15 protein-coding genes are annotated in these 19,478 nt (G+C 70.1%); 6 read left to right on the top strand and 9 right to left on the bottom strand.

Annotated features, from left to right (window positions below):
* Positions 1 to 30 precede the first annotated feature (30 nt).
* Positions 31 to 1,011 carry a hypothetical protein gene (locus tag ACQPYZ_RS17385; RefSeq protein WP_433169408.1) on the bottom strand — a complete coding sequence of 327 codons (981 nt, stop codon included), beginning with the start codon at positions 1,009 to 1,011 and terminating at the stop codon, positions 31 to 33.
* Between the two features lie 124 nt (positions 1,012 to 1,135).
* Here ACQPYZ_RS17385 and ACQPYZ_RS17380 point away from each other — a divergent pair, with 124 nt between their 5' ends.
* The 4 genes from ACQPYZ_RS17380 to ACQPYZ_RS17365 all read left to right on the top strand — a co-directional run bounded on the left by ACQPYZ_RS17380 (position 1,136) and on the right by ACQPYZ_RS17365 (position 5,521).
* Entirely contained in the window at positions 1,136 to 2,671 is a 1,536-nt protein-coding gene (locus ACQPYZ_RS17380) for an ATP-dependent DNA ligase (RefSeq protein ID WP_433169406.1), read from the top strand.
* Complete coding sequence (locus ACQPYZ_RS17375) at positions 2,664 to 3,347, top strand: class I SAM-dependent methyltransferase (protein ID WP_433169404.1); 684 nt, start codon at positions 2,664 to 2,666, stop codon at positions 3,345 to 3,347. The genes ACQPYZ_RS17380 and ACQPYZ_RS17375 overlap by 8 nt, the downstream gene beginning before the upstream one ends.
* 395 nt (positions 3,348 to 3,742) lie before the next feature.
* Positions 3,743 to 4,615 carry a phosphotransferase gene (locus ACQPYZ_RS17370; RefSeq protein WP_433169402.1) on the top strand — a complete coding sequence of 291 codons (873 nt, stop codon included), beginning with the start codon at positions 3,743 to 3,745 and terminating at the stop codon, positions 4,613 to 4,615.
* 33 nt (positions 4,616 to 4,648) lie between these two features.
* Positions 4,649 to 5,521 carry a helix-turn-helix domain-containing protein gene (locus ACQPYZ_RS17365; protein ID WP_433169400.1) on the top strand — a complete coding sequence of 291 codons (873 nt, stop codon included), beginning with the start codon at positions 4,649 to 4,651 and terminating at the stop codon, positions 5,519 to 5,521.
* 4 nt (positions 5,522 to 5,525) lie between these two features.
* Here ACQPYZ_RS17365 and ctaD read toward each other — a convergent pair whose 3' ends face one another.
* The 5 genes from ctaD to ACQPYZ_RS17340 all read right to left on the bottom strand — a co-directional run bounded on the left by ctaD (position 5,526) and on the right by ACQPYZ_RS17340 (position 11,984).
* Positions 5,526 to 7,322, bottom strand: coding sequence for an aa3-type cytochrome oxidase subunit I (gene ctaD / locus ACQPYZ_RS17360; protein ID WP_433169398.1), 1,797 nt, complete (start codon positions 7,320 to 7,322; stop codon positions 5,526 to 5,528).
* A 182-nt stretch (positions 7,323 to 7,504) separates the two neighbouring features.
* On the bottom strand, positions 7,505 to 8,035 hold the full coding sequence (locus ACQPYZ_RS17355; protein WP_433169396.1) for a type 1 glutamine amidotransferase domain-containing protein: 531 nt from the start codon (positions 8,033 to 8,035) through the stop codon (positions 7,505 to 7,507).
* A gap of 53 nt (positions 8,036 to 8,088) precedes the next feature.
* Entirely contained in the window at positions 8,089 to 8,913 is an 825-nt protein-coding gene (locus tag ACQPYZ_RS17350) for an alpha/beta fold hydrolase (protein ID WP_433169394.1), read from the bottom strand.
* A gap of 76 nt (positions 8,914 to 8,989) precedes the next feature.
* The gene (locus ACQPYZ_RS17345; protein WP_433169392.1) at positions 8,990 to 11,029 is read right to left on the bottom strand and encodes a glycoside hydrolase domain-containing protein; all 2,040 of its coding nucleotides are present in this window, start codon (positions 11,027 to 11,029) and stop codon (positions 8,990 to 8,992) included.
* A 139-nt stretch (positions 11,030 to 11,168) separates the two neighbouring features.
* The gene (locus tag ACQPYZ_RS17340) at positions 11,169 to 11,984 is read right to left on the bottom strand and encodes a TIGR02569 family protein (RefSeq protein ID WP_433169390.1); all 816 of its coding nucleotides are present in this window, start codon (positions 11,982 to 11,984) and stop codon (positions 11,169 to 11,171) included.
* 87 nt (positions 11,985 to 12,071) lie between these two features.
* On the opposite strand from ACQPYZ_RS17340, the gene ACQPYZ_RS17335 reads away from it, so the two are divergent.
* Positions 12,072 to 14,831: a BTAD domain-containing putative transcriptional regulator gene (locus ACQPYZ_RS17335; protein ID WP_433169388.1), complete on the top strand. Its 2,760-nt coding sequence runs from the start codon at positions 12,072 to 12,074 to the stop codon at positions 14,829 to 14,831.
* Here ACQPYZ_RS17335 and ngcE read toward each other — a convergent pair.
* Positions 14,828 to 16,255: an N-acetylglucosamine/diacetylchitobiose ABC transporter substrate-binding protein gene (gene ngcE / locus ACQPYZ_RS17330; protein ID WP_433169386.1), complete on the bottom strand. Its 1,428-nt coding sequence runs from the start codon at positions 16,253 to 16,255 to the stop codon at positions 14,828 to 14,830. The two genes, ACQPYZ_RS17335 and ngcE, sit on opposite strands and share 4 nt — an antisense overlap.
* 97 nt (positions 16,256 to 16,352) lie before the next feature.
* Positions 16,353 to 17,519 carry an MFS transporter gene (locus tag ACQPYZ_RS17325; RefSeq protein WP_433169384.1) on the bottom strand — a complete coding sequence of 389 codons (1,167 nt, stop codon included), beginning with the start codon at positions 17,517 to 17,519 and terminating at the stop codon, positions 16,353 to 16,355.
* Between the two features lie 116 nt (positions 17,520 to 17,635).
* Between ACQPYZ_RS17325 and lexA the strand changes: the two genes are divergently transcribed.
* Entirely contained in the window at positions 17,636 to 18,289 is a 654-nt protein-coding gene (lexA, locus tag ACQPYZ_RS17320; RefSeq protein WP_433169382.1) for a transcriptional repressor LexA, read from the top strand.
* Positions 18,290 to 18,292: 3 nt separating this feature from the next.
* On the opposite strand, the gene ACQPYZ_RS17315 is transcribed toward lexA, so the two are convergent.
* Positions 18,293 to 19,459, bottom strand: coding sequence for an acyltransferase family protein (locus tag ACQPYZ_RS17315; RefSeq protein WP_433169380.1), 1,167 nt, complete (start codon positions 19,457 to 19,459; stop codon positions 18,293 to 18,295).
* Positions 19,460 to 19,478: the final 19 nt, after the last annotated feature.

Here is a 19,478-nt window from a genome sequence, read left to right as displayed (position 1 = left end):
CCCTGAAGGGTCAGGGAGCCGGGGGAAGACTCATTCCCCGAACGGCGGGGCGTCGTAGTAGCTGGACCAGCGGAAGTCGACCGGCTCGGCGAACGTCGCCGGGACCTTGCCGAGGCTGTTGATCACCGTCGCGGTCCCGTTCGCGTGACCGACGGCGTACAGATAACCGGCCTTGGTGTCCTTGTCGATGCCGAGCAGGAGCGAGCCGTACTGGCCGCAGCGGTTCACGTTCAGGCTCTCGAAGCCCTGCCAGGTCCGGGTGCGCACCGGCTTTACGATCGGCCGCATCGGCGACGCGAGCGGGATGCGGACGGTGTAGAGCGCGCCGCCGCGGGTGTTCACCAGCAGGGTGTCGTACGTCGACGTCCGGCTGAGCAGCGCGACGGCCTTGACCGCGGCGAACCCCGGATGCGAACCGGCGGCCTTCCAGACCGTCCGGCCGTTCACGGGCTGGACGAACCAGCGGAAGAGCACGCCGTCGTCACGGAGTGCGTAGCTGCGGTCGAACCCCGGGTCGCCGGCCGTCACGTTCGACCGGGTCAGCGTGCGGAACCGGTCCCAGCCGCCGCCGATCCGGGTCAGCGTGGTCTCTTTGATCGCTCCGTTGCCCGAGACGCGGTCGATCCGGATCCGGGAGTCGTACAGGGCCGCGCCGAACACGACGCTGCCGGTCAGGGTCTCGATGGCGGTGTCGCGGTCCCACACCATGTCGCTGTTGAGGCGGACGACCAGGTCGCCGTACGGCTGCTCGGCGATCTGGTGGTCCGGCTCGACCGTGATCGGCGACGTCGAGTGCACGAACCGGTCGGTGTAGTCGCGACCGGTCGTCGCGGCGCCGGCTTCGACCCAGCAGGTCGCGGAGGCCGCGGCGATCGCCGTGGGAGCGGCTGGAGCGGCGTGACTGGCCTGGCCGGCGTGAGTGGCGGGCTTGGCGGGGGCCGCGTGAGCGGTTGGGGTGATGAGGGCAGCTGTCAGTGCGAGACCGGCTGTCGTGGCTAGGGTGCGTCGCATGAGGTCCCCCCGGTTCGTGCGGTGATCGTCCTCCGGATCAGGCTCGGTTGCCTTGTTCGATGCACGGCCGGACGCGAAAGTTGCGCTGCCCGAAACTGTCGGTGCGATGGGTGAGACTGGGGGCATGTTGCTCTCCGAGGTGGTCGAGACGTCGACCGGGCTGGCCGGCACCCGGTCGCGCCTGAAGAAGGCCGAACTGATCGCCGCCCTGCTCGCCACCGCCACGGATCCGGAGGAGACCGAGGTCGTGGTCACCTACCTGTCCGGCGAGCTGCGCCAGCGCCGGACCGGGGTCGGCTGGCGGACCCTGACGACCGCGCCGGAGCCGGCCGAATCGCCCTCCTTGACCGTCGCGGAGGTCGATCGCGCGTTCGCCGAGCTGGCCGAGCTGGCTGGTCCGGGGTCGCAGGCGCGCCGGCGGGAGGCGGTCGACGCGTTGTTCGGCCGGGCGACCGAGGCGGAGCAGCGGTTCCTGCGGTTGCTGGTGAGCGGTGAGCTGCGGCAGGGCGCGCTCGACGGGGTGATGGCTGACGCGGTCGCCCGCGCGACCGGGATTCCTTTGGAGAAGATCCGGGCGGCGACCATGCTGCGGGGCGCGGCGGCTCCGGTCGCGGTCGCCGTACTGACCGAGGGCGAGTCCGGGCTGGCGCAGTTCGGGCTGAAGGTCGGCCAAGGCGTGCAGCCGATGCTCGCGCAGTCCGCGACCAGCGTGGCCGAAGCGCTCGGCAAGACGGGGACGCCGGCCGCGCTCGAGTGGAAGCTGGACGGGATCCGCATCCAGGTGCACCGGGACGGGTCCGAGGTCGTGGTCTACACCCGGACGCTCGACGACATCACCTCGCGCGTCCCTGAGGTCGTGACTGCCGTGCTCGCGCTCGACGCGCAGCAGGTGGTGCTCGATGGCGAGCTGATCGCGTTGCGTCCCGACGGTCGGCCGGAGCCCTTTCAGGTAACGGGTTCGCGGACGGCGACCCGGGCGGCGACCGGGCCGGAGTCCGTGCCGCTGACGCCGTACTTCTTCGACATCCTCCATCAGGACGGTGAGGACCTGCTCGGGCTCGACGGCGCAACGCGGCACGAGTGGTTGAGCAAGCTGATCCCCGAGGAGCAGCGGATCCCGCGACTGGTGACCGACGACGCGGAGTCGGGACAGGCGTTCTTCGCCGACGCGGTGAGACGCGGGCACGAGGGCGTGATGGTGAAGTCGTTGACCGTGCCGTACGAAGCCGGCCGGCGCGGGTCGGGCTGGGTCAAGGTCAAGCAGACGCACACGCTCGACCTGCTCGTGCTGGCGGCCGAGTGGGGGCACGGCCGGCGGACCGGCTGGCTGTCGAACCTGCATCTCGGTGCCCGCGACTCGGACACCGGTGAGTTCGTGATGCTCGGGAAGACGTTCAAGGGGCTGACGGACGAGCTGCTGCGGTGGCAGACCGAGCGGTTCCAGGAGCTGGAGGTACGCCGGGACGAGTACGCCGTCTACCTCCGTCCGGAGATCGTCGTGGAGATCGCGTTCGACGGTGTCCAGACCTCCCCGCGGTATCCGGCCGGGATGGCGTTGCGGTTCGCGCGCGTCCTGCGTTATCGCGAGGACAAGTCGCCCGACCAGGTTGATACCGTGCAGACCGTGCGAGCCATTCACGAAGGGGTTGCCGATGGCTGAGCCGGCCGAGGATCCGGACGTCGTGGCGCGGCGGATCGCGAGCGAGTCCCTCGGACAGCACGATCCGACCGGCTGGTTCGAGCGCCTCTACTCGGCCGCTTCCGACGGGGCCGCGGTGGTTCCGTGGGATCGTGGTGCGGCGCACCCGCTGCTGACGGAGTGGGCCGAGGAGTCGCAGCCGGACGGGTCCGGCAAGTCCGCGCTGATCGTCGGTGCCGGCACCGGCTGGGACGCCGAGCTGATCGCCGACCTCGGGTACGACACGACCGCCTTCGACATCTCCCCCTCGGCGGTCGAGGCCGCGCGCCGCAATCATCCCGACTCTCAAGCGAAGTACGTCACCGCCGACCTGCTCGCGCCGCCGGCCGACTGGCATCGCGCGTTCGACCTCGTCGTCGAGATCTACACCGTCCAAGCGCTGCCGATCGAGCTCCAGCCGGCCGCGATCAAGCAGGTCGGCGAACAGGTCGGGCCTGGCGGCACGCTCGTCGTGATCGCGGCAGCCCGGCCGGACGACCAGGCCGACGACGCGATCGAGGGTCCGCCGTGGCCGCTCACCCGTGCGGCGATCGAGTCCTTCGCCACCCCGGACCTCCGCCTGATCCAGGTCATCCAGTCCCCCAGCCCCACCGACCCCACCATCCACCGCTGGCGAGCCGAGTACCTCCGCGACTGACGTCACCACGCGCGAGCCCGGCACCCCAAGCAGGCGCGGGCCCGGGAACGCACGCGGCACGGGCCCGGGAACGCACGCGGCACGGGACCGGGAACGCACGCGGCACGGGACCGGGAACGCACGCGGCACGGGACCGGGAACGCACGCGGCACGGGACCGGGAACGCACGCGGCACGGGACCGAGGACGCACGCGGCGTGGGACCGAGGACGCACGCGGCGTGACCCCCTCAATCAGCGGGGTGCGAGCCTGATGACGCGCGCGGGGTGAGCTGAGGACCCACGCGGGCGTGTGTGATTCGCTCGGCGGATGGGTGGGTGGTGGAATCTGGTCGACAGGGGGCGGACTCTGCGGGGAGACTGCGGGGTTTGCGGTTGCCTAGTTGACGGGGTGCGGATGAGTTCGCCATGGGGTCGGGTGGAGCGGCTGGATGCGGGCCGGGTCGCGGATGAGTTGGCCGAGGTGGCCGGCGTACGACTGGTGGTCGAGGGGCCGTGCGCCGGCGGGGAGGTCGGCGCCGCGTTCGTTCGGTGGCCCGACGGTCGTCGGTCGGTGCTGAAGTGGCGCCCGGGAACGCGCCTCGAGGATCTGCTCGCGGGCCCGATCGCGGTCTCCGAGGCGGTCCGCGCCGCGGGGGCGCCGGTCCCCGAAACTCAACTGGCGGTGCAGCTCGGCTCCGCGGTCGCCACCCTGCAGGAACTGTTGCCCGGGGCCCCGATCCTGCAGCTCGACCCGCACGGCCTGGACCAGGCGCTGGCGTTGAACGACCTCCAGGCAGGTCTGCTGGCCGAGCGCCCGGATATCCCGCCGCTCGAACTGTTCCTGCAAGGCGATGGCCCAGGCTTCTGTCTCCACGGGCCGCTGCGCGCACATGATCGCCGTACGGCGCGCCTCGACGACCGGATCACCGCGGTCGGGACGCAGTACCCGGGACCGTTGTCCGGCGACGACGCGGTGCACGTCGACTTCCACCCGCGCAACCTGCTCGCGGTCGACGGGAGGATCACCGGCGTCATCGACTGGGACGGCGCCGGGCGCGGTGACCGCCGGCTCGACCTGGTCACGCTCCGCTTCGGCGTCCACGGCGACTCCCCCATCGACACCACCGTCGTCGAACGGTTGGACGACGTCCTCGACACCTTCCCGGACGACGTACTCCGGCCGCTGTGGGCACACATGAGCCTACGGATGGTCGACTGGGCGATCCGGCACTTCACGCCCGCCGATGTCGAGCATTGGCTCGATCTGGCGGAGTGTCGGACCGCCTAGAACATATGTTCGATAGTACTGTAGAGTGGCTCCATGGCGGGGCACGGTGAGGTTGGGCCGACAGCGCTGCGGATGATGCTCGGCAGTCATCTGCGGCGGCTGCGTGAGCGAGCGGGGGTGAGCCGGTCGGACGCCGGGTGGGCGATCCGGGCGTCGGAGTCGAAGATCAGCCGGCTCGAGCTCGGCCGGGTCGGGTTCAAGGTCCGCGACGTCGAGGATCTGCTCAGTCTGTACGGCGTGACCGAGGCGCGCGAGCGGGAGCGGCTGCTGGAGCTGGCCCGGGAGGCCAACAACCGCGGCTGGTGGCATCGGTACGGCGACGTCACGCCGGACTGGTTCGACGCGTACATCGGTCTGGAGGCGGCGGCCGAGCTGATCCGGACGTACGAGATCCAGTTCGTGCCCGGTCTGCTGCAGACCGCCGACTACGCCCGGGCGGTCGCGCGGCTGACGCCGGAGAACGCCCGCTCCGAGGCGGAGGTCGAGCGGCTCGTCGACCTGCGGACGCGGCGCCAGCAGGTGCTCGACCGTGAGCCGCCGCTCAAGCTGTGGGCTGTGATCGAGGAGTCCGTGCTGCTTCGCCCGATCGGCGGACGCGACGTGCTGCGCGATCAACTGGACGCTCTTCGGTCGGCGGTCGAGCGACCCAACATCACCCTGCAGATCATCCCGGTGGACAGCCCTGGGCACGCGGCAGCCGGGGGCGCCTTCACCATTCTTCGCTTCCCGCAGCGCGACCTGCCCGACATCGTCTACCTGGAGCACCTCACCAGCGCCCTCTACCTCGACAAGCGCGACGACGTCGACACCTACACCCAGGCCCTCAACCTCCTGGCCACGACCGGTCCGCCACCCCAGGCGGCCCACGACCACCTGACCACGCTCCTGACCCGCCTCTCCGGCTGAGGGCTCAGTTCTTGGGTGGCGGGTCGGGGGTTTCGTCGTCGGGGCTCGAGGACTGGGACTTGAGATGGTCGACGCGGCCTTGGTCCTCGCCGGCATCCAGGAGGCTGTCCTCCGGTGCCCTCGTGTCGGGGTACTCCGCGAGCGCCACGTCGGGATGGTGGTGGTCGAAGGCCGGGCTCTCAGAACGGATGCGGGGTAGGCTGGTGAAGTTGTGCCGCGGCGGCGGGCAACTGGTCGCCCATTCCAGCGACCGTCCCCAACCCCACGGATCGTCCACGCCGACCAGCGGCGCCTTGCGCGTCTTCCAGACGTTGTAAAGGAACGGCAGCGTGGACAGCCCCAGGACGAACGCGCCGACCGACGAGACCTGGTGCAGGAACGTGAAGCCCTCGTTGGCGCCGTACGTCGCGTAGCGACGCGGCATGCCCTCGACGCCGAGCCAGTGCTGCACCAGGAACGTGGTGTGGAAGCCGATGAACAGCAGCCAGAAGTGCAGCTTGCCCAACCGCTCGTCCAGCATCCGGCCCGTCATCTTCGGCCACCAGAAATAGAACCCGGCGAACATCGCGAACACCACGGTCCCGAAGACGACGTAGTGGAAGTGTGCGACCACGAAGTACGTGTCCGAGATCTGGTAGTCCAGCGCCGGCGACGCCAGGATCACGCCGGTCAACCCGCCGAACAGGAAGGTCACCAGGAAGCCGACCGACCAGAGCATGGGCGTGTCCATCGACACCGACCCGCCCCAGATCGTGCCGATCCAGTTGAAGAACTTCACCCCGGTCGGCACCGCGATCAGGAACGTCATGAACGAGAAGAACGGCAGGCTGACCGCTCCGGTGACGAACATGTGGTGCGCCCAGACCGCGATCGACAGCGCCGCGATGCTCAGGGTCGCGCCGACGAGACCCCAGTACCCGAAGACCGGTTTGCGGCTGAAGACCGGCAGGACTTCGGTGATGATGCCGAAGAACGGCAGGGCGATGATGTAGACCTCGGGATGCCCGAAGAACCAGAACAGGTGCTGCCAGAGCAGCGCACCGCCGTTCGCGGCCGTGTACACCTGGGACCCGAGGATCCGGTCGGCCTCCAGCATCAGCAGCGCCGCGGCGAGGATCGGGAACGCGATCAGCACCAGGATCGACGTCACCAGCGTGTTCCAGGTGAAGATCGGCATCCGGAACATCGTCATCCCGGGCGCGCGCATGGTGATGATCGTGGTGATGAAGTTGACGCCACCGAGGATCGTGCCGAGACCGGCCATCCACAGACCCATGATCCACAGGTCGCCGCCGACACCCGGCGACCGCTCGGCCGACGAGAGCGGCGTGTACGCCGTCCAGCCGAAGTCGGCCGCGCCGCCGGGGGTCAGGAACGCGCTAATCGTGATCAGTCCGCCGAACAGGAACAGCCAGTAGCTGAACATGTTGAGTCGCGGGAACGCGACGTCGGGCGCACCGATCTGAACCGGCATCACCACATTCGCGAACCCGACGAACAACGGGGTCGCGAACAGCAGCAGCATGATCGTGCCGTGCATGGTGAAGAGCTGGTTGTACACCTCTTCGTTGACGACCTGCAGGCCCGGCTCGGCCAGCTCGGCGCGGATGACGAGCGCCATCACACCGCCGACGAGGAAGAACGCGAACGACGTGACGAGGTAGAGCTGGCCGATGATCTTGTGGTCGGTGGTCGACAGCAGCCGGCCGATCACCTGCCCCAGCGGCCGCCTCGCCGTCCCGGCGGCGATCGGTGGGACGGCGCGTTCGGTGATCTCGGTGCGTTCGCTGACACTCGCCATACCTGTTGCCCCCACTCCGCGTCCGGAGTTCCACACTTTCTCCGATTAGACACCCGTCGCCCGCCGGGCAACAGACGTGGGTCCCCGGTGACACTGTGTGACAGCCGGTACGGCGCCATCACACGGACAACCGGGGACGGGTCAGACGGGCCGGTTCACGCGGACGGGTCCAGGCTGGGGGGTCAGCCGACGGCTTCGAGCAGGGTCTTGGTGAAGGCGGGCAGGTCGTCCGGTTTGCGGCTGGTGATCAGGTTGCCGTCGGTGACGACCGTCTCGTCGACCCACTCGGCGCCGGCGTTGCGCAGATCCGTCTGCAGGCTCGGCCAGGAGGTCAGCCGCTTGCCGCGGACGACGTCGGCCTCGACCAGCGTCCACGGCGCGTGGCAGATCGCCGCCACCGGCTTGCCGGACTCGATGAAGGACTTCACGAAGGCGACCGCCTTCTCGTCCTGCCGGAGCGCGTCCGGGTTCGCCACCCCGCCGGGCAGCACGAGCGCCGCGAAGTCGTCCACCGCCGCGTCCGCGACGGCCTGGTCGACGGGCTTCTTGTCCGCCGCGGTCAGGTGGTCGAAGGTCTGCACCTCGCCGGTCTCCGGGCTGAGCAGCACCGGCTGGTACCCAGCGTCGGACACCGCCTGCCAGGGGTCGGTCAGCTCGACCCGCTCGATCCCTTCGCTCGCGACCAGGAACGCGATCTTCTTGCTGTTCGCCATGTCGGTCTCACTCCTCTCGAGGTCCACCGCCGGGTACCCGGCTCCCCGACCAGTCACACCTCCTCAGCGCTGTGCTGTACGACGGCGTCCACGAACGCGTCCCAGCACGCTTCCGGAAGGCCGTGCCCAGCACCCGGCAGGACGACGTACGACGAACCAGATACCGCCCGGTGGACCGCCTCCCCGTGCGCCGGCGGCAACAGCGGATCCAGCTCCCCGTGAATCACGAGCACCGGCATCGACAGGTCACCGAACCCGCCGTGCACCGGTCCGTCGAAATCCATGGCGTAGTGATTCGTCAACGACGCCTCGAAGTCACGGGCCCGCGCGATGTCCCGCCGTACGAGGTCCCGGGTGGCGTCCTCGTCGAACAGCGGGCCCATCTCGGCCGCGGTCATCCGGACGACGTACTCCGCCAGCGCCTCCCGGTCCGTGATGTCGGGCCGGTCGAACCGAGGCATGTCCGCCGACGGCGGTGGCAGGTCGTCGTCGTCCGTCGTGGTCGACACGAACGTCACCGACGCCACCCTCGCCGGATGATCGACGCCGAGTGTCAGCGCGATCCCGCCGGACATCGACTGGCCGACGACGTGCGCCCGGTCGATGCCCAGGGCATCGAGAAGACCGACCGCGTCCGCGGCCAGGTCGCGCATCGAGTACCCGGGCTGCCCGACCGGGTACGTCGTCGACCGGCCGGTGTCGCGTTGGTCGTACCGGATCACGTACCGCCCGCGGGACGCCAACCGGGCGCACAGGCTCTCCGGCCACCAGAGCATGGACGCCGAACCGCCGTGGATCAGCAGCACCGCGGCGTCGGCCGGATCGCCGAAGGTCTCGGCGCACAGCTCGATCCCGTTGACCGAGTAGATCCTTTCCATACCGGAGACGTTAGGTGGGATCCGAGCATCGCGAAAAGCGATTGTTTGCGATCATCACGATCGTCGAACGGAATGGTCAACTCACGGTGAGCACCTTCGACGCGGTCTGCGTGCCCTGGTGATCGGCGTCCGCCAGCCACACGACCCGGTAGGTGTAGGTACCGCGCGCCGTCGGCTTGAGGCTGAAGGCGAACTTTCCGTTCGTCGCCAGCTTCCCCGTCGTCACGGCCACCCACGTCGTCCCCGACCGCCGCTGCAGGTACACGGTCATCCCCGCGTGCGGCGGATTCAGGTACCCGTACAGCGCCGCCGACTTGCCCAGCGCCATCGCGCCCGGGACCAGGTACGCCGACATCGCCGGCTGCACCTGGACGAGTACGGCGGCGCTCCGGGTGCCGAGCAGCCCGAGGGACCCGTTGTAGCCCCACATGTAGTACGTCGAGACGCCCGGCGTCTGCGCCGTACTGACCAGACCGTTCGCGTCCGTGGTGAACTGCCCGGCCACGGACCACTTGGTCGCGGTCTTCGCCTTCGAGTACAGCACCACCGGTACGCCGGCCACCCGGCCGCCGTCGTTGATCCGGGAGACGATCGTGCTCAGGGTGCTCGTCCGGGAGTACATGATCGTCGTCGCGGTGGCCGTGATCGACGCTCGCGTGCCGATCAGCCGGGCGCCGATCCCGGGCCCGATCTTCCCGGAGCTGTCCTTGACGAAGGCCCGGTAGGCGTAGCTCGCGGAGTTCGGCAGCCCGGTGACGGTGTACGAACTCGAGGCCCCGTTGTAGACCGCCACCCCGGCCGTCGGCAGGGCGGGCGCGGTGTTGCCGGAGGCGCCGCGGATCAGGATCTGCCCCAGCGTGACGCCGGCCGGCTTGGTCCACCGCAGGACCGCCGAGCCTGCCGAGCCGGTGACGCTGAAGGCGCTGACCGGTGGCGGCGGCGCGGTCAGGTCGACCCAGTTCTTGTCGATGGTGACCGTCACGCCGCCGTTGGTCTCACTGGTGTTGCCGGCGTACTGATGCACCCGCTGGTGGTTGGTCCAGTACGTCGCCGGAACGAAGCCGCTCGTACCCACCGGCGACGCACCCCAGTGCGCGAACCAGAGGTTGTCCGGCCGCGTGTACGCCGTACTCGTGTAGGCGCTCGCGAGGTCGACTCCGCCGGACCCGGCGGCGACGTACGCACCACCGACGTACCCGCGGGCGTTGAGCTCCTGGGTCCAGCCGCTCAGGTACGAAAGCACCGATGCCTTGCAAGCCGCGGTGGACGTGTACGCCTCGATGTCGCTGTAGATCGCGCTCCGCTGGGCGAAGCCGAGGGCCTGCGCGGCGACGACCGCGTTGGCCGCGGCGGCCTTGCCCTGAGCGAGCGCCGTGGCCGGGACCGTCGACATCTTGCTCGCGTACGTCGTGCACGGAGCCTGCATGCCGACGTCGATCAGCAGGAACTGCCAGCCCTTGCTCGCGTTCGTGGTCACCCAGTCGGGCGTCAGGTTCGGCTGCTGACAGGCGCGCAGGCCGCCGCTGATGTAGATACCGACGGCCTTGTACGCCGGCAGCCAGGCATCCATCGTGGCCTGCGCCGGCGCCGCGCAGGTGTCGAACGCGTTGCCCTTGAAGGTGCCCGAGGCAACCACGGACGGCGTGACCGCGGCCGGTTGCACGGCCCGCGCGGACTTGGACCTGGTGACGACCCGGCCGGTGGCGAGTACGTCGTTCGCGGCCTGCTCGCCACCGGGTGCGTAGTACGCCGTCGCGAGCACGCCGGCCTCCTGGACGACGCGGCGCTGCAGTCCGGGCGTGGACGGCTCGGCCGCGGTCAGCGGCTCGAGCACCAGGCCTTCACTGCGGCCGACCAGGTGTGCCGGGCAGTCGGCCTGGGCGGTACTGCGGCCGAGGTAGACGGACGGGCGGTCGAGCCGGACGCAGGTGGTCGGGCTCGCGGCCAGGTCCACGATCGGCCAGCTCGCCGGCACCTTCACCTCGTACCCGCGGTACGACACGGTCTTGGTCTCTCCGGCGACGGCCGGGCGACCGGTCGTCACGACCGCGACCAGCCCCGCGACCAGGGCGACGGCAAGCCCGAGTGCTACCGCCCCGGGTCTGAACAGCCTCACGAATGCTCCTCACTTTCGGCGGACGGCCGGTCCCGAAAGCGCAGTGAGCCCCCCAGTCCCAACCCCTGATGCTCCAAGTCAAGGCGAGTGCCGGCCGCTCTGTCGAAGAGCCTCCGGCACTCGCCTCGATGCGCGGATGCTATCGGCGCAGCCCGCCACCGCTCGTCACGAGGTCGACCACCGGCTCGTAGGCGGCCCGGTGCCGAGGTGTCCAGACGGACTCACCTGCCGCGGCCTCGTCGGTGGTGATCCGGTAGATCAGCGCGCGAACGAGCATCTGGTCCCAGTCCGGGAGGTGCGACCAGCGCGTGACCAGCTCCGGCTTGGCGTCGTACCAGCAGAGGGCGTCGACCACCGCGACCGCGGCGGCCCAGGCCGGCGGACGCCAGTACACCGCCCAGTCGATGATCGCGGGCGGCAGGCCGGGCGCGAACATCACGTTGCCCAGCAGGTCCCCGTGCACGGCCTGAGCGGCGGTCGGGTCCACCGGTCCGCGGGCCCGGACGAGACGCTCGACGACCTCGCGGTACGCCGTACTTCCCTCGACCGGCCGCTCGTCCCAGGCCACCTGGTCGGCGTACGTCCACGGATCGTCCCGCTCGTCCAGGAAGGCAGGCCGGGGCAAGCCGGCGACCGCCTCATGGAACGCGGCGCCCGCCGTCAGCACGTCGTCCGGCCGCCCGGTGTCGGTCGCACCCTCGAGCAACGCGGACGCTTCCCAACCGTCGGCGATCCACCACCCGTCGATCGTCCGCACCGGGCGAGCCACGCGGAATCCCGGACCCTCGGGCAGTCCTGCGAGCACTTCGGCACGCCACTCCGCCTCAGCCGCGAGTCCGACCGGCTTCAGCACCACATCGCCTGCCCGCCAGGTCTCGCCCTGCCCACCGGGCAGCAGATCCGCATCGCCAGACAGGCCGAAGGCGGCCAGCACTCGCTCGGGTGGAAAGTCCATCGGGCGAGCGTAGGCGGACCCGCCGGAACTCCGCGCGGGATTTTGCGCCCGCCAGTGGATACGGTGAGCCCGTCGGCAGGAGGGTGGATGGCGGACAGCGCGCGACCGAGGGTCGAGATCGGGTTCTTCGGCGGGCTGTCCGTGCGCGTCGACGGCGTCGCGACCGTGGTGTCCGCGCCCCGCCTGCGGAACCTGCTCGCCGTCCTCGCGCTGGCGGCCGGCGAAGTCGTGCCGGTGGAGGCGATCGGCGACCGGGTCTGGAGCGACCAGCCGCCGGACCGGTTGCGGCCGACCGTCCAGACCTGGATCTCCCGGTTGCGGGCGGTCCTCGGCCCGGACGCGGTGGGCGCCCACTCCGACGGGTACTCGCTCGAGGTCGCCCGCGCCGACGTCGACGTACTCCGGTTCACCGACGAGCTCGACCGGGCGGCCCACTTGCCGGTTCCGGCCGACGAACGCCAGGCGCTCGACGCGGCCCTGAGCCTCTGGATGGGTACGCCGTTCGCCGACCTGAGCTCGGCCTGGTTCGCCGAAGTGATCACGCCCGGTCTGACCGAGCGGTACCTCACCGCACGCGAGCGGCGGATCGACCTCGACCTCGCCGGCGGCGTCCTGGAGCCGCTCCTCGCCGAGGTCCGCGACCTGACCGCCGAGTACCCGCTGCGTGAGCCGCTCTGGGCCAGACTCATCCGGCTCCTGAGCGCGACCGGTCGCCACGCCGAAGCCCTGGCCTGCTACGAGGACGTACGCCGGCTCATCGCCGACCAGCTCGGTGTCGACCCGGGCGCCGAGCTCCGCGCCCTGCACGCCGAGCTCCTGGCGGCGGACACCGACGAACCGCCCTCACGCGACGAGCCGGTTCCCCAGCAACTACCCGCCGAGAACACCCGGCTGACCGGTCGCGAGGACGAGCTCAAGGCGCTCGACGAGCTGATCACCGACCAGGACGACCCACCGACGATCATCGCCGCGATCTGCGGGGTCGGCGGTGCGGGCAAGACCACGCTCGCCGTGCACTGGGCCCACCGCGTCCGGCACCTCTTTCCCGACGGTCAGCTGCACGTCAATCTGCGCGGTTTCGACCCCGCGGACGTGATGCCGGCCGGGTCGGCGCTCCGCCTGCTGCTCAGCGGTCTCGGCGTCCAGGCGGATCGCATCCCCGACGACGAGGCCGCCCAGTCCGCCCTGCTGCGGACGACCCTCGACGGCCGCCGGATGCTGTTCCTGCTCGACAACGCCCGGGACGCCGACCAGGTCCGGCCGCTGCTGCCCGGGCGCGGCTGTCTGGTGATCGTGACCAGCCGCGACCGCCTCCGCAGCCTGGTCGTCCGGGACGGTGCCCACCGGATCACGCTGACCGAGCTCGCCCCGGCCGACTCCGAGCGCCTGATCCGCTCGATCGCTCCGGAGGCCGCGAACGAGGACGTCAGCGAGCTGGCCCGCATCTGCGGCCATCTCCCGCTCGCGCTCGCGATCGCGGCCGAGCACGCGGCCCGCCGTACGCCGGAACAGGTCACCGGTCTGATCGGGCAGCTCCGCGCGCGGCAGTCGGTGCTCGACGCCTTCGAGGACGACGACGTGGCGGGTGATCTGCGGGCGATCTTCTCGTGGTCGCACCAGGCGCTCCAGCCGCCGACCCAGCGCCTGTACGAGCACCTGGGCCTGTTCCCGGCGAACACCTTCTCCGCCGAGGCCGCCTCGGCGTTGCTCGGGGCAACGGTTCCGGAAACCCGCCGGCTGCTCAACCGCCTGTCCGACCTGCACCTGGTCGCGGATGCCGGCGGGCGGTACGAGCTGCACGACCTGGTCCGGGCGCACGCTGCCGAGCTTGCGCAGCACGTCCCGGTCGAGGCCCTGGATCGCCTGTTCAGCTGGTACCTGCACACCGCCTACAACGCACGCGTACTGCGGGACGACCGCGGCAGCCTGATCACCCTCGATCCCCCGCTGGACGGCGTCACGCCGCTGACCTTCGCCTCCGCCACCGAGGCGATCCAGTGGTACGACGACGAGCGGCAGGTGCTCGCCGCCGTCATCCGGCTCGCGCACGCGACCGGGCACGACTGGGAGACCTACCACCTGGTCGAGCTGTGCGAAGGCGACCTGAGCGGCCGTGACCTCGACCTCCTCACCGAACTGCTCCTCCTCGCGCAGGACAGCTGCACTCGCCTCGACCAGCGACTGCCCGAGGCCTTCATCCACAACAGCCTCGGGCTCCGGTACGAGGACCAGGGCGACGACTGCGAACGCGCCGTCGTGCACTTCGAGGCGGCGCACGAGTTGTTCACCGCCGAAGGCCACGAGCTCGGTGCGTCCCGGGCCCTGGGCAATTTGGCGATCGCGCACGACAAGCTCGGCCATGCCGACCAGGCGATCGACCTGATGCACCGGTCGATCGCGATCAAGCGGCGGATCGGCGACGAGGCGGGCGAGGCACGGACGTTCGCCAACCTCGCGCACTGCTACTACGCCTGCGGCCGGCTCGACGAGGCCGCCGCAGCGGCGGGTGAGGCGATCCGCTACTACCGCCGCAACCACAGCCGCCGCGGCGAAGGCCCGGTGCTCGACACCCTCGGCTGCATCGAACGCGCCCGCGGCCGGTACGACGAGGCGCTCAGCTGCCAACTGGAGTCGCTCCGCCTGCACCGCGATCTTGGCTACCCGTGGGGCGAGGCCGTCGTCCTGAAGAACCTCGGGCACACGTACCAGGCCGCCGGCCGGCCGGCCGAGGCCGCCGACGCCTGGCGCCGCGCGCTCGCCATCTGCGACCGCATCCAGGCACCCCGCTCCGACGACCTCGACCGCGAGGAACTCCGCACCCTCCTCGCCGGCACACCGTCGGACTAGGTCCGGGTCTGCTTCTTCGTCGCCGGGTCCTTCGCGGTGTCGTCGGCCAGCTTCTGCATGCGGGCGCAGAACTCGTCGGCGGTGATCCGGGCCGCGGCCAGCTCGGCGTAGATGCTGCGCGAGGGCTTGTCCATCGTCGAGTACCAGCCGGCGAAGTACTGCGTCCAGTTGTTCTCCCCGCCGGACTTAATCAACGCGTCGGACGAGGCCGCACCCGGGCTCAGCGTGATGCCCTCGGTCGCGCCCTTCACGATCGTCGGCGATCCGGTGAGCTCGGTGAACTTGCCAGCCGCCTCCTTCGACAGCATGATCCGCAGGTACTCCAGCCCGCCCGCCTTGTTCTTCGCCTTCGCCGGCACGATGAAGTTCTCGCCGGCGGCGATGCGTGCGCAGTCGGCCGGGAGCTTCGAGCCGTCGAGTAGCGGCGAGAACGTCGCGGTCGTCTCGAAGTCCTTCGGCGCCACGGTCTTCTGCTCGTTCTCCAGCCACGAACCGGACGGGATGAACGCCGCCTTGCCCTGGTTCCACGCGGTCTGGGACTGGATGTGATCCAGGCCCTCGGTCCCCTGCATGATGTAGCCCTTGCCCTTGAGCTCCAGCAGGGCCTCGGCGGCCAGCTTGATCGACTCGTGCTTCCAGGCGTTCGGCTCCAGCGAGTCGATCGCCTTGATCACCTCGTGGCCGCCGTGCTTCACGGCCATGTCCATCACGACGCCGCCGATGTAGTTGCCGTGCTTCCCCTGGTGCGCGAGCGGCGCGATGCCGGTCTTCTTGATCTCCTCGCACAGCGCGAGGAACTCGGTCCAGGTCTTGGCCGGCTCCCAGCCGTTCTTGGCGAACAACGGCTTGTTGTACCACAGCGCGTACACGGTCAGGACGTACTCGAGGACGAGCGGCTTGCCGTCCAGCATGGCCGCCTCGATCGCGATCGGCTCGACCGTGTCCCGCACCTTCTTGTCCGGGTCGTCCACGGACGGCGCGTCGAACAGCTCGGTCAGGTCGGCCAGCTGACCACTGCTCGCGAGCGTCGACATCGGCAGCAGGGACGCGCCGGAGTTGTCGATCACGTCCGGCGGGTTGCCGCCGTTGAACCGCGGCTGCAGCTGCGGCGTGATGTCGGTGATGCCGGCGTGCTTGATCGTGGTCTCGGAGAACTTCTTCTTGTACAGCTCCTCGTGCGCTTTCGCGTAGTCGTCGCCGTACCCGCCCTTGAAGATGACCACGTCCAGCGGGTCGGACCCCTTGACCCCGAACGGGTTGTCGGACGTCTTCTCCGCGCCACCGCCCCCGGAGTCGCCGGAGCCGGAGTCGCTGCCGCCGCTGGCGCACGCCGAGAGCAGCGTGCCGCCGCCGGTGGCGAGCAGCGTGCCGACCGCCGCGCGCTGCAGGAACAGCCGCCGCGACAGGTTGTCAGGAGTGGTCATCGATCCCGCCCTTTCGAGAAACGATCCGTGATCGTGGGCGGAAATCATTGTCCATGCCGCCCTGATTGGAAGAATTTTTCCTACCCACTGGCTGAAGTCAAGGCCGTTTCACCGAAACCTGCGGGTTCGTTGTCCTCGGCGCCAGCAGCCGGGCATTCACCGCGACCCCGAGGAGCAGCGGGAGCAGACCGGTGAACGTCCAGATCAGGCCGACCGCGCCGGCGAACCAGCCGACGACCGCGGGGCCGATCAGGATGCCGGCGTACGTGAAGGTGGTCAGCCGCGACACTGCCGTGGCCGCCTCGACGCCGCCGACCCGGCCGACCGCGCTGAAGATCAACGGGAGCAGCACCGATCCACCGAGACCGGTCAGGGCGAATCCGGCGATCGCGGCCGGCCACAGCGGTACGGCGACCACCACGGCCAGCCCGACCATCGCCACCAGCGCGGATCCTTGGAACAGGACGTCGGCGCCGTACCGCTCGGTCAGCCGGTCGCCGATCAGCCGGCCGGCGGTCTGGGCGGCGGTGAACGCGGTGAACGCCAGACCGGCCGTGGCGAGGCCGGCACCTCTCGATTCGTGCAGGAGTACGCCGCTCCAGCTGATGACGGCCGCCTCGCCGATCATCACCACGAACCCCATGGCCCCGAAGATCACCACCACGCGCGACCATCCACCCGAGGCCCGTCGCCTGCCCGGGGCCTGGTCGGCCGACGGTGGCAGCAGCCCGCGCGTGGCGAGCATTCCGGCGATCAACAGGACGGCTCCCACGACCAGGAACTGCGTACCGATGCCGATCCCCGCACGGGTGACCGCGGCACCCACGAGGGAGGCGAGCACGGCGCTCACACTCCAGGCAGCGTGGCAGCCGCTCATGATCGGCCGGCCTCGCAGCCGTTCGACGGCCACCGCGTGCGCGTTCATCGCGACGTCGACTGCGCCGTGGACCAGACCCATGAGCGCGACAGCGACGCCGAGTTGGACCACGCCGCCGGCCTGGCCGACAGCAGCGAGCAGGAGCGGCAACAGGACCAGCGCCAGGCGGATGAGCCGGCGGCTGCCGACGCGGGCGACCAGCCCACCGACGAACTGCATCGACAGGAGAGCCGAGGCCCCGAAGAGGGTGAGGACGATGCCCAGCTGGCTCTCACTCAGGTGGTGCTCGACTTTGATGGACGGGATCCGGGCGAGATAGCTCGAGACCAGACATCCGTTGACGAAGAAGACCGCGGTCACGGCCCAGCGTGCGCGTCCGACGTTCATCGGGACCTCCTGACATGGCGTGTTCATGTCAGCGACGTCGGAGGCGAGGTGCGGATGTTGCCAGTTCGGCGCGGCGGGACCGGAGCTTGTCGGTGCGGGGTCCTAGCATTCCGCGAGTGACTGATGTGGAGCTTTTCGGGGACCTGGACACGGCGGCGCTGCCGGAGCGGCAGCAGCGGATGCTGGTGGTGATCCGCGACTGGGTCGTCCGGTACGGCTATCCGCCCAGCAGCCGCCAACTCGGTGACGCGGTCGGGCTCAAGTCCTCGTCGTCGGTGTCCAAGCACCTGGCCAGCCTCGAGGACAAGGGCTTCCTGCGCCGGAGCCCGTCGGTCTCCCGGCCGATCGACGTACGGATGTTCCTGGCGGAGACCGCGACCCGGGAGTCCGGGGAGGAGTCGGTGCCGGTGCCCGTGGTCGGCGACATCGCCGCCGGGACGCCGATCGCCGCGATCGAGCACGTGGACGACGTGATGCAACTGCCGCGCGAGCTGACCGGCCGGGGCAACGTCTTCGGTCTGCGGGTCCGCGGCGAGTCGATGATCGACGCGGCCATCTGCGACGGCGACATCGTCGTGGTCCGGCAGCAGGCCGAGGCGCACTCCGGTCAGATCGTCGCCGCGATGATCGACGAGGAGGCGACCGTCAAGGTCTACCGCCGCCGCAACGGGCACGTGTACCTGGAGCCGCGCAACCCGGCGTACGAGGTGATCGACGGCGACCACGCCACCATCCTCGGCATCGTCGTCTCCGTCCTCCGGAGCGTCTGAACCTCAGTCCACCCGCTCCCGGCCGCGGGCCACCGCAGCGGGCCCCCGCTTGACGCCGAAGAGCGTGGAGATGCCGGGGAGGGTGGACAGCAGCCAGGCGAGGAGGGCGGAGGTGAGGAAGGCGGCGGGCATCAGAACGGCGTACTTCGTCCAGAGGCCGGCGTCCCAGTCGACGACGTAGTACGCGATCAGCAGGATGAGCGGCTGGTGCACCAGGAAGAACGGCATCGCGGCGCGGGCCAGGGGTGCCGGCAGCGGACGCTGGAAGGCGCGCAGGCGCATCCCGCCGCCGAGTACGGCGACCAGCCAGCCCCAGACCGCGAGCGTGATCAGCGGTGAGTACCACAGGTACGCCCAGGAGTACCCCGGGTCCTCCCACCAGCCCTCGAGGAAGTCGATGATCCCGGTGACCACACCGGTGACGAAGGCAACGATCCCGAGGACCAGGCCGGGTCCGGCGTCCCGTCGTACCGCTGCGATCAAGCGGTCGTCCGACAGCACCAGGAACCCGACCACGAAGAAGTCGAAGAAGAACAAGAACTCACCCCAGCCGTGCTCCGGGCCCGGCGCGGCCAGCAGGAGCAGATGCACGGGCACGAGCGGTACGGCGAGGAGCAGGATCGTGCCGCGACGAGTGCACCAGCGGGCGATCCGGTCGACCAGGCGGCGACCGTGCGGGCCACGCAGCCAGAGGAAGATCGGCAGCCCGAGCAGCGCGAACTGCAGCAGGTAGACGAGGAACCACAGGTGGTACGTGTCCCGCAGCCACAGCGGTGCGTCGCCGGCCAGATCCCCGAAGAACGCCGCGTACGACGCGCCCGGCCGACCGTGGTGGCTCTCCTCCAACAGGTACTGCGGCGGCGACAGCAGCACGTAGGCGATCACGAACGGCAGCAGCAACCGAAGCAGTCGCTCCTTCACGAACCCGCCCGCCGTCCGCCAGCGCAACGCCAGCCAGGCACCCGCGCCGGACAGCAGGAAGAAGAACGCGAGCCCCCACAGCCCGAGGAACGCGATCCCGATCGAGATCCCCTCGCTGCGCTCCGCGTTCTTCACGTGCCAGTCCGCGTCGTCGAACGGCCGCAACGTGTGGAACACGAACACCCCGACCACCGCCAGCACCCGCAACCAGTCCAGATACGAGAGCCGCTGCCCCACCCCATCAGCCATACCGCCAGGATGACAGCTC

Origin of the sequence: Kribbella sp. CA-247076 (genome assembly GCF_050942445.1) — a bacterium.
Classification (GTDB): Bacteria; Actinomycetota; Actinomycetes; order Propionibacteriales; family Kribbellaceae; genus Kribbella.
Note: the sequence above shows the minus strand (reverse complement) of the source record. Positions and strands in the feature narration are given on the sequence as shown.

What these genes read in the sequence shown, in the direction of transcription:
- ACQPYZ_RS17385 (WP_433169408.1), bottom strand. Translation starts at nt 1,011, where the DNA reads ATGCGACGCACCCTAGCCACGACAGCCGGTCTCGCACTGACAGCTGCC.
- ACQPYZ_RS17380 (WP_433169406.1), top strand. Translation starts at nt 1,136, where the DNA reads ATGTTGCTCTCCGAGGTGGTCGAGACGTCGACCGGGCTGGCCGGCACC.
- ACQPYZ_RS17375 (WP_433169404.1), top strand. Translation starts at nt 2,664, where the DNA reads ATGGCTGAGCCGGCCGAGGATCCGGACGTCGTGGCGCGGCGGATCGCG.
- ACQPYZ_RS17370 (WP_433169402.1), top strand. Translation starts at nt 3,743, where the DNA reads ATGAGTTCGCCATGGGGTCGGGTGGAGCGGCTGGATGCGGGCCGGGTC.
- ACQPYZ_RS17365 (WP_433169400.1), top strand. Translation starts at nt 4,649, where the DNA reads ATGGCGGGGCACGGTGAGGTTGGGCCGACAGCGCTGCGGATGATGCTC.
- ctaD (WP_433169398.1), bottom strand. Translation starts at nt 7,322, where the DNA reads ATGGCGAGTGTCAGCGAACGCACCGAGATCACCGAACGCGCCGTCCCA.
- ACQPYZ_RS17355 (WP_433169396.1), bottom strand. Translation starts at nt 8,035, where the DNA reads ATGGCGAACAGCAAGAAGATCGCGTTCCTGGTCGCGAGCGAAGGGATC.
- ACQPYZ_RS17350 (WP_433169394.1), bottom strand. Translation starts at nt 8,913, where the DNA reads ATGGAAAGGATCTACTCGGTCAACGGGATCGAGCTGTGCGCCGAGACC.
- ACQPYZ_RS17340 (WP_433169390.1), bottom strand. Translation starts at nt 11,984, where the DNA reads ATGGACTTTCCACCCGAGCGAGTGCTGGCCGCCTTCGGCCTGTCTGGC.
- ACQPYZ_RS17335 (WP_433169388.1), top strand. Translation starts at nt 12,072, where the DNA reads ATGGCGGACAGCGCGCGACCGAGGGTCGAGATCGGGTTCTTCGGCGGG.
- ngcE (WP_433169386.1), bottom strand. Translation starts at nt 16,255, where the DNA reads ATGACCACTCCTGACAACCTGTCGCGGCGGCTGTTCCTGCAGCGCGCG.
- ACQPYZ_RS17325 (WP_433169384.1), bottom strand. Translation starts at nt 17,519, where the DNA reads ATGAACGTCGGACGCGCACGCTGGGCCGTGACCGCGGTCTTCTTCGTC.
- ACQPYZ_RS17315 (WP_433169380.1), bottom strand. Translation starts at nt 19,459, where the DNA reads ATGGCTGATGGGGTGGGGCAGCGGCTCTCGTATCTGGACTGGTTGCGG.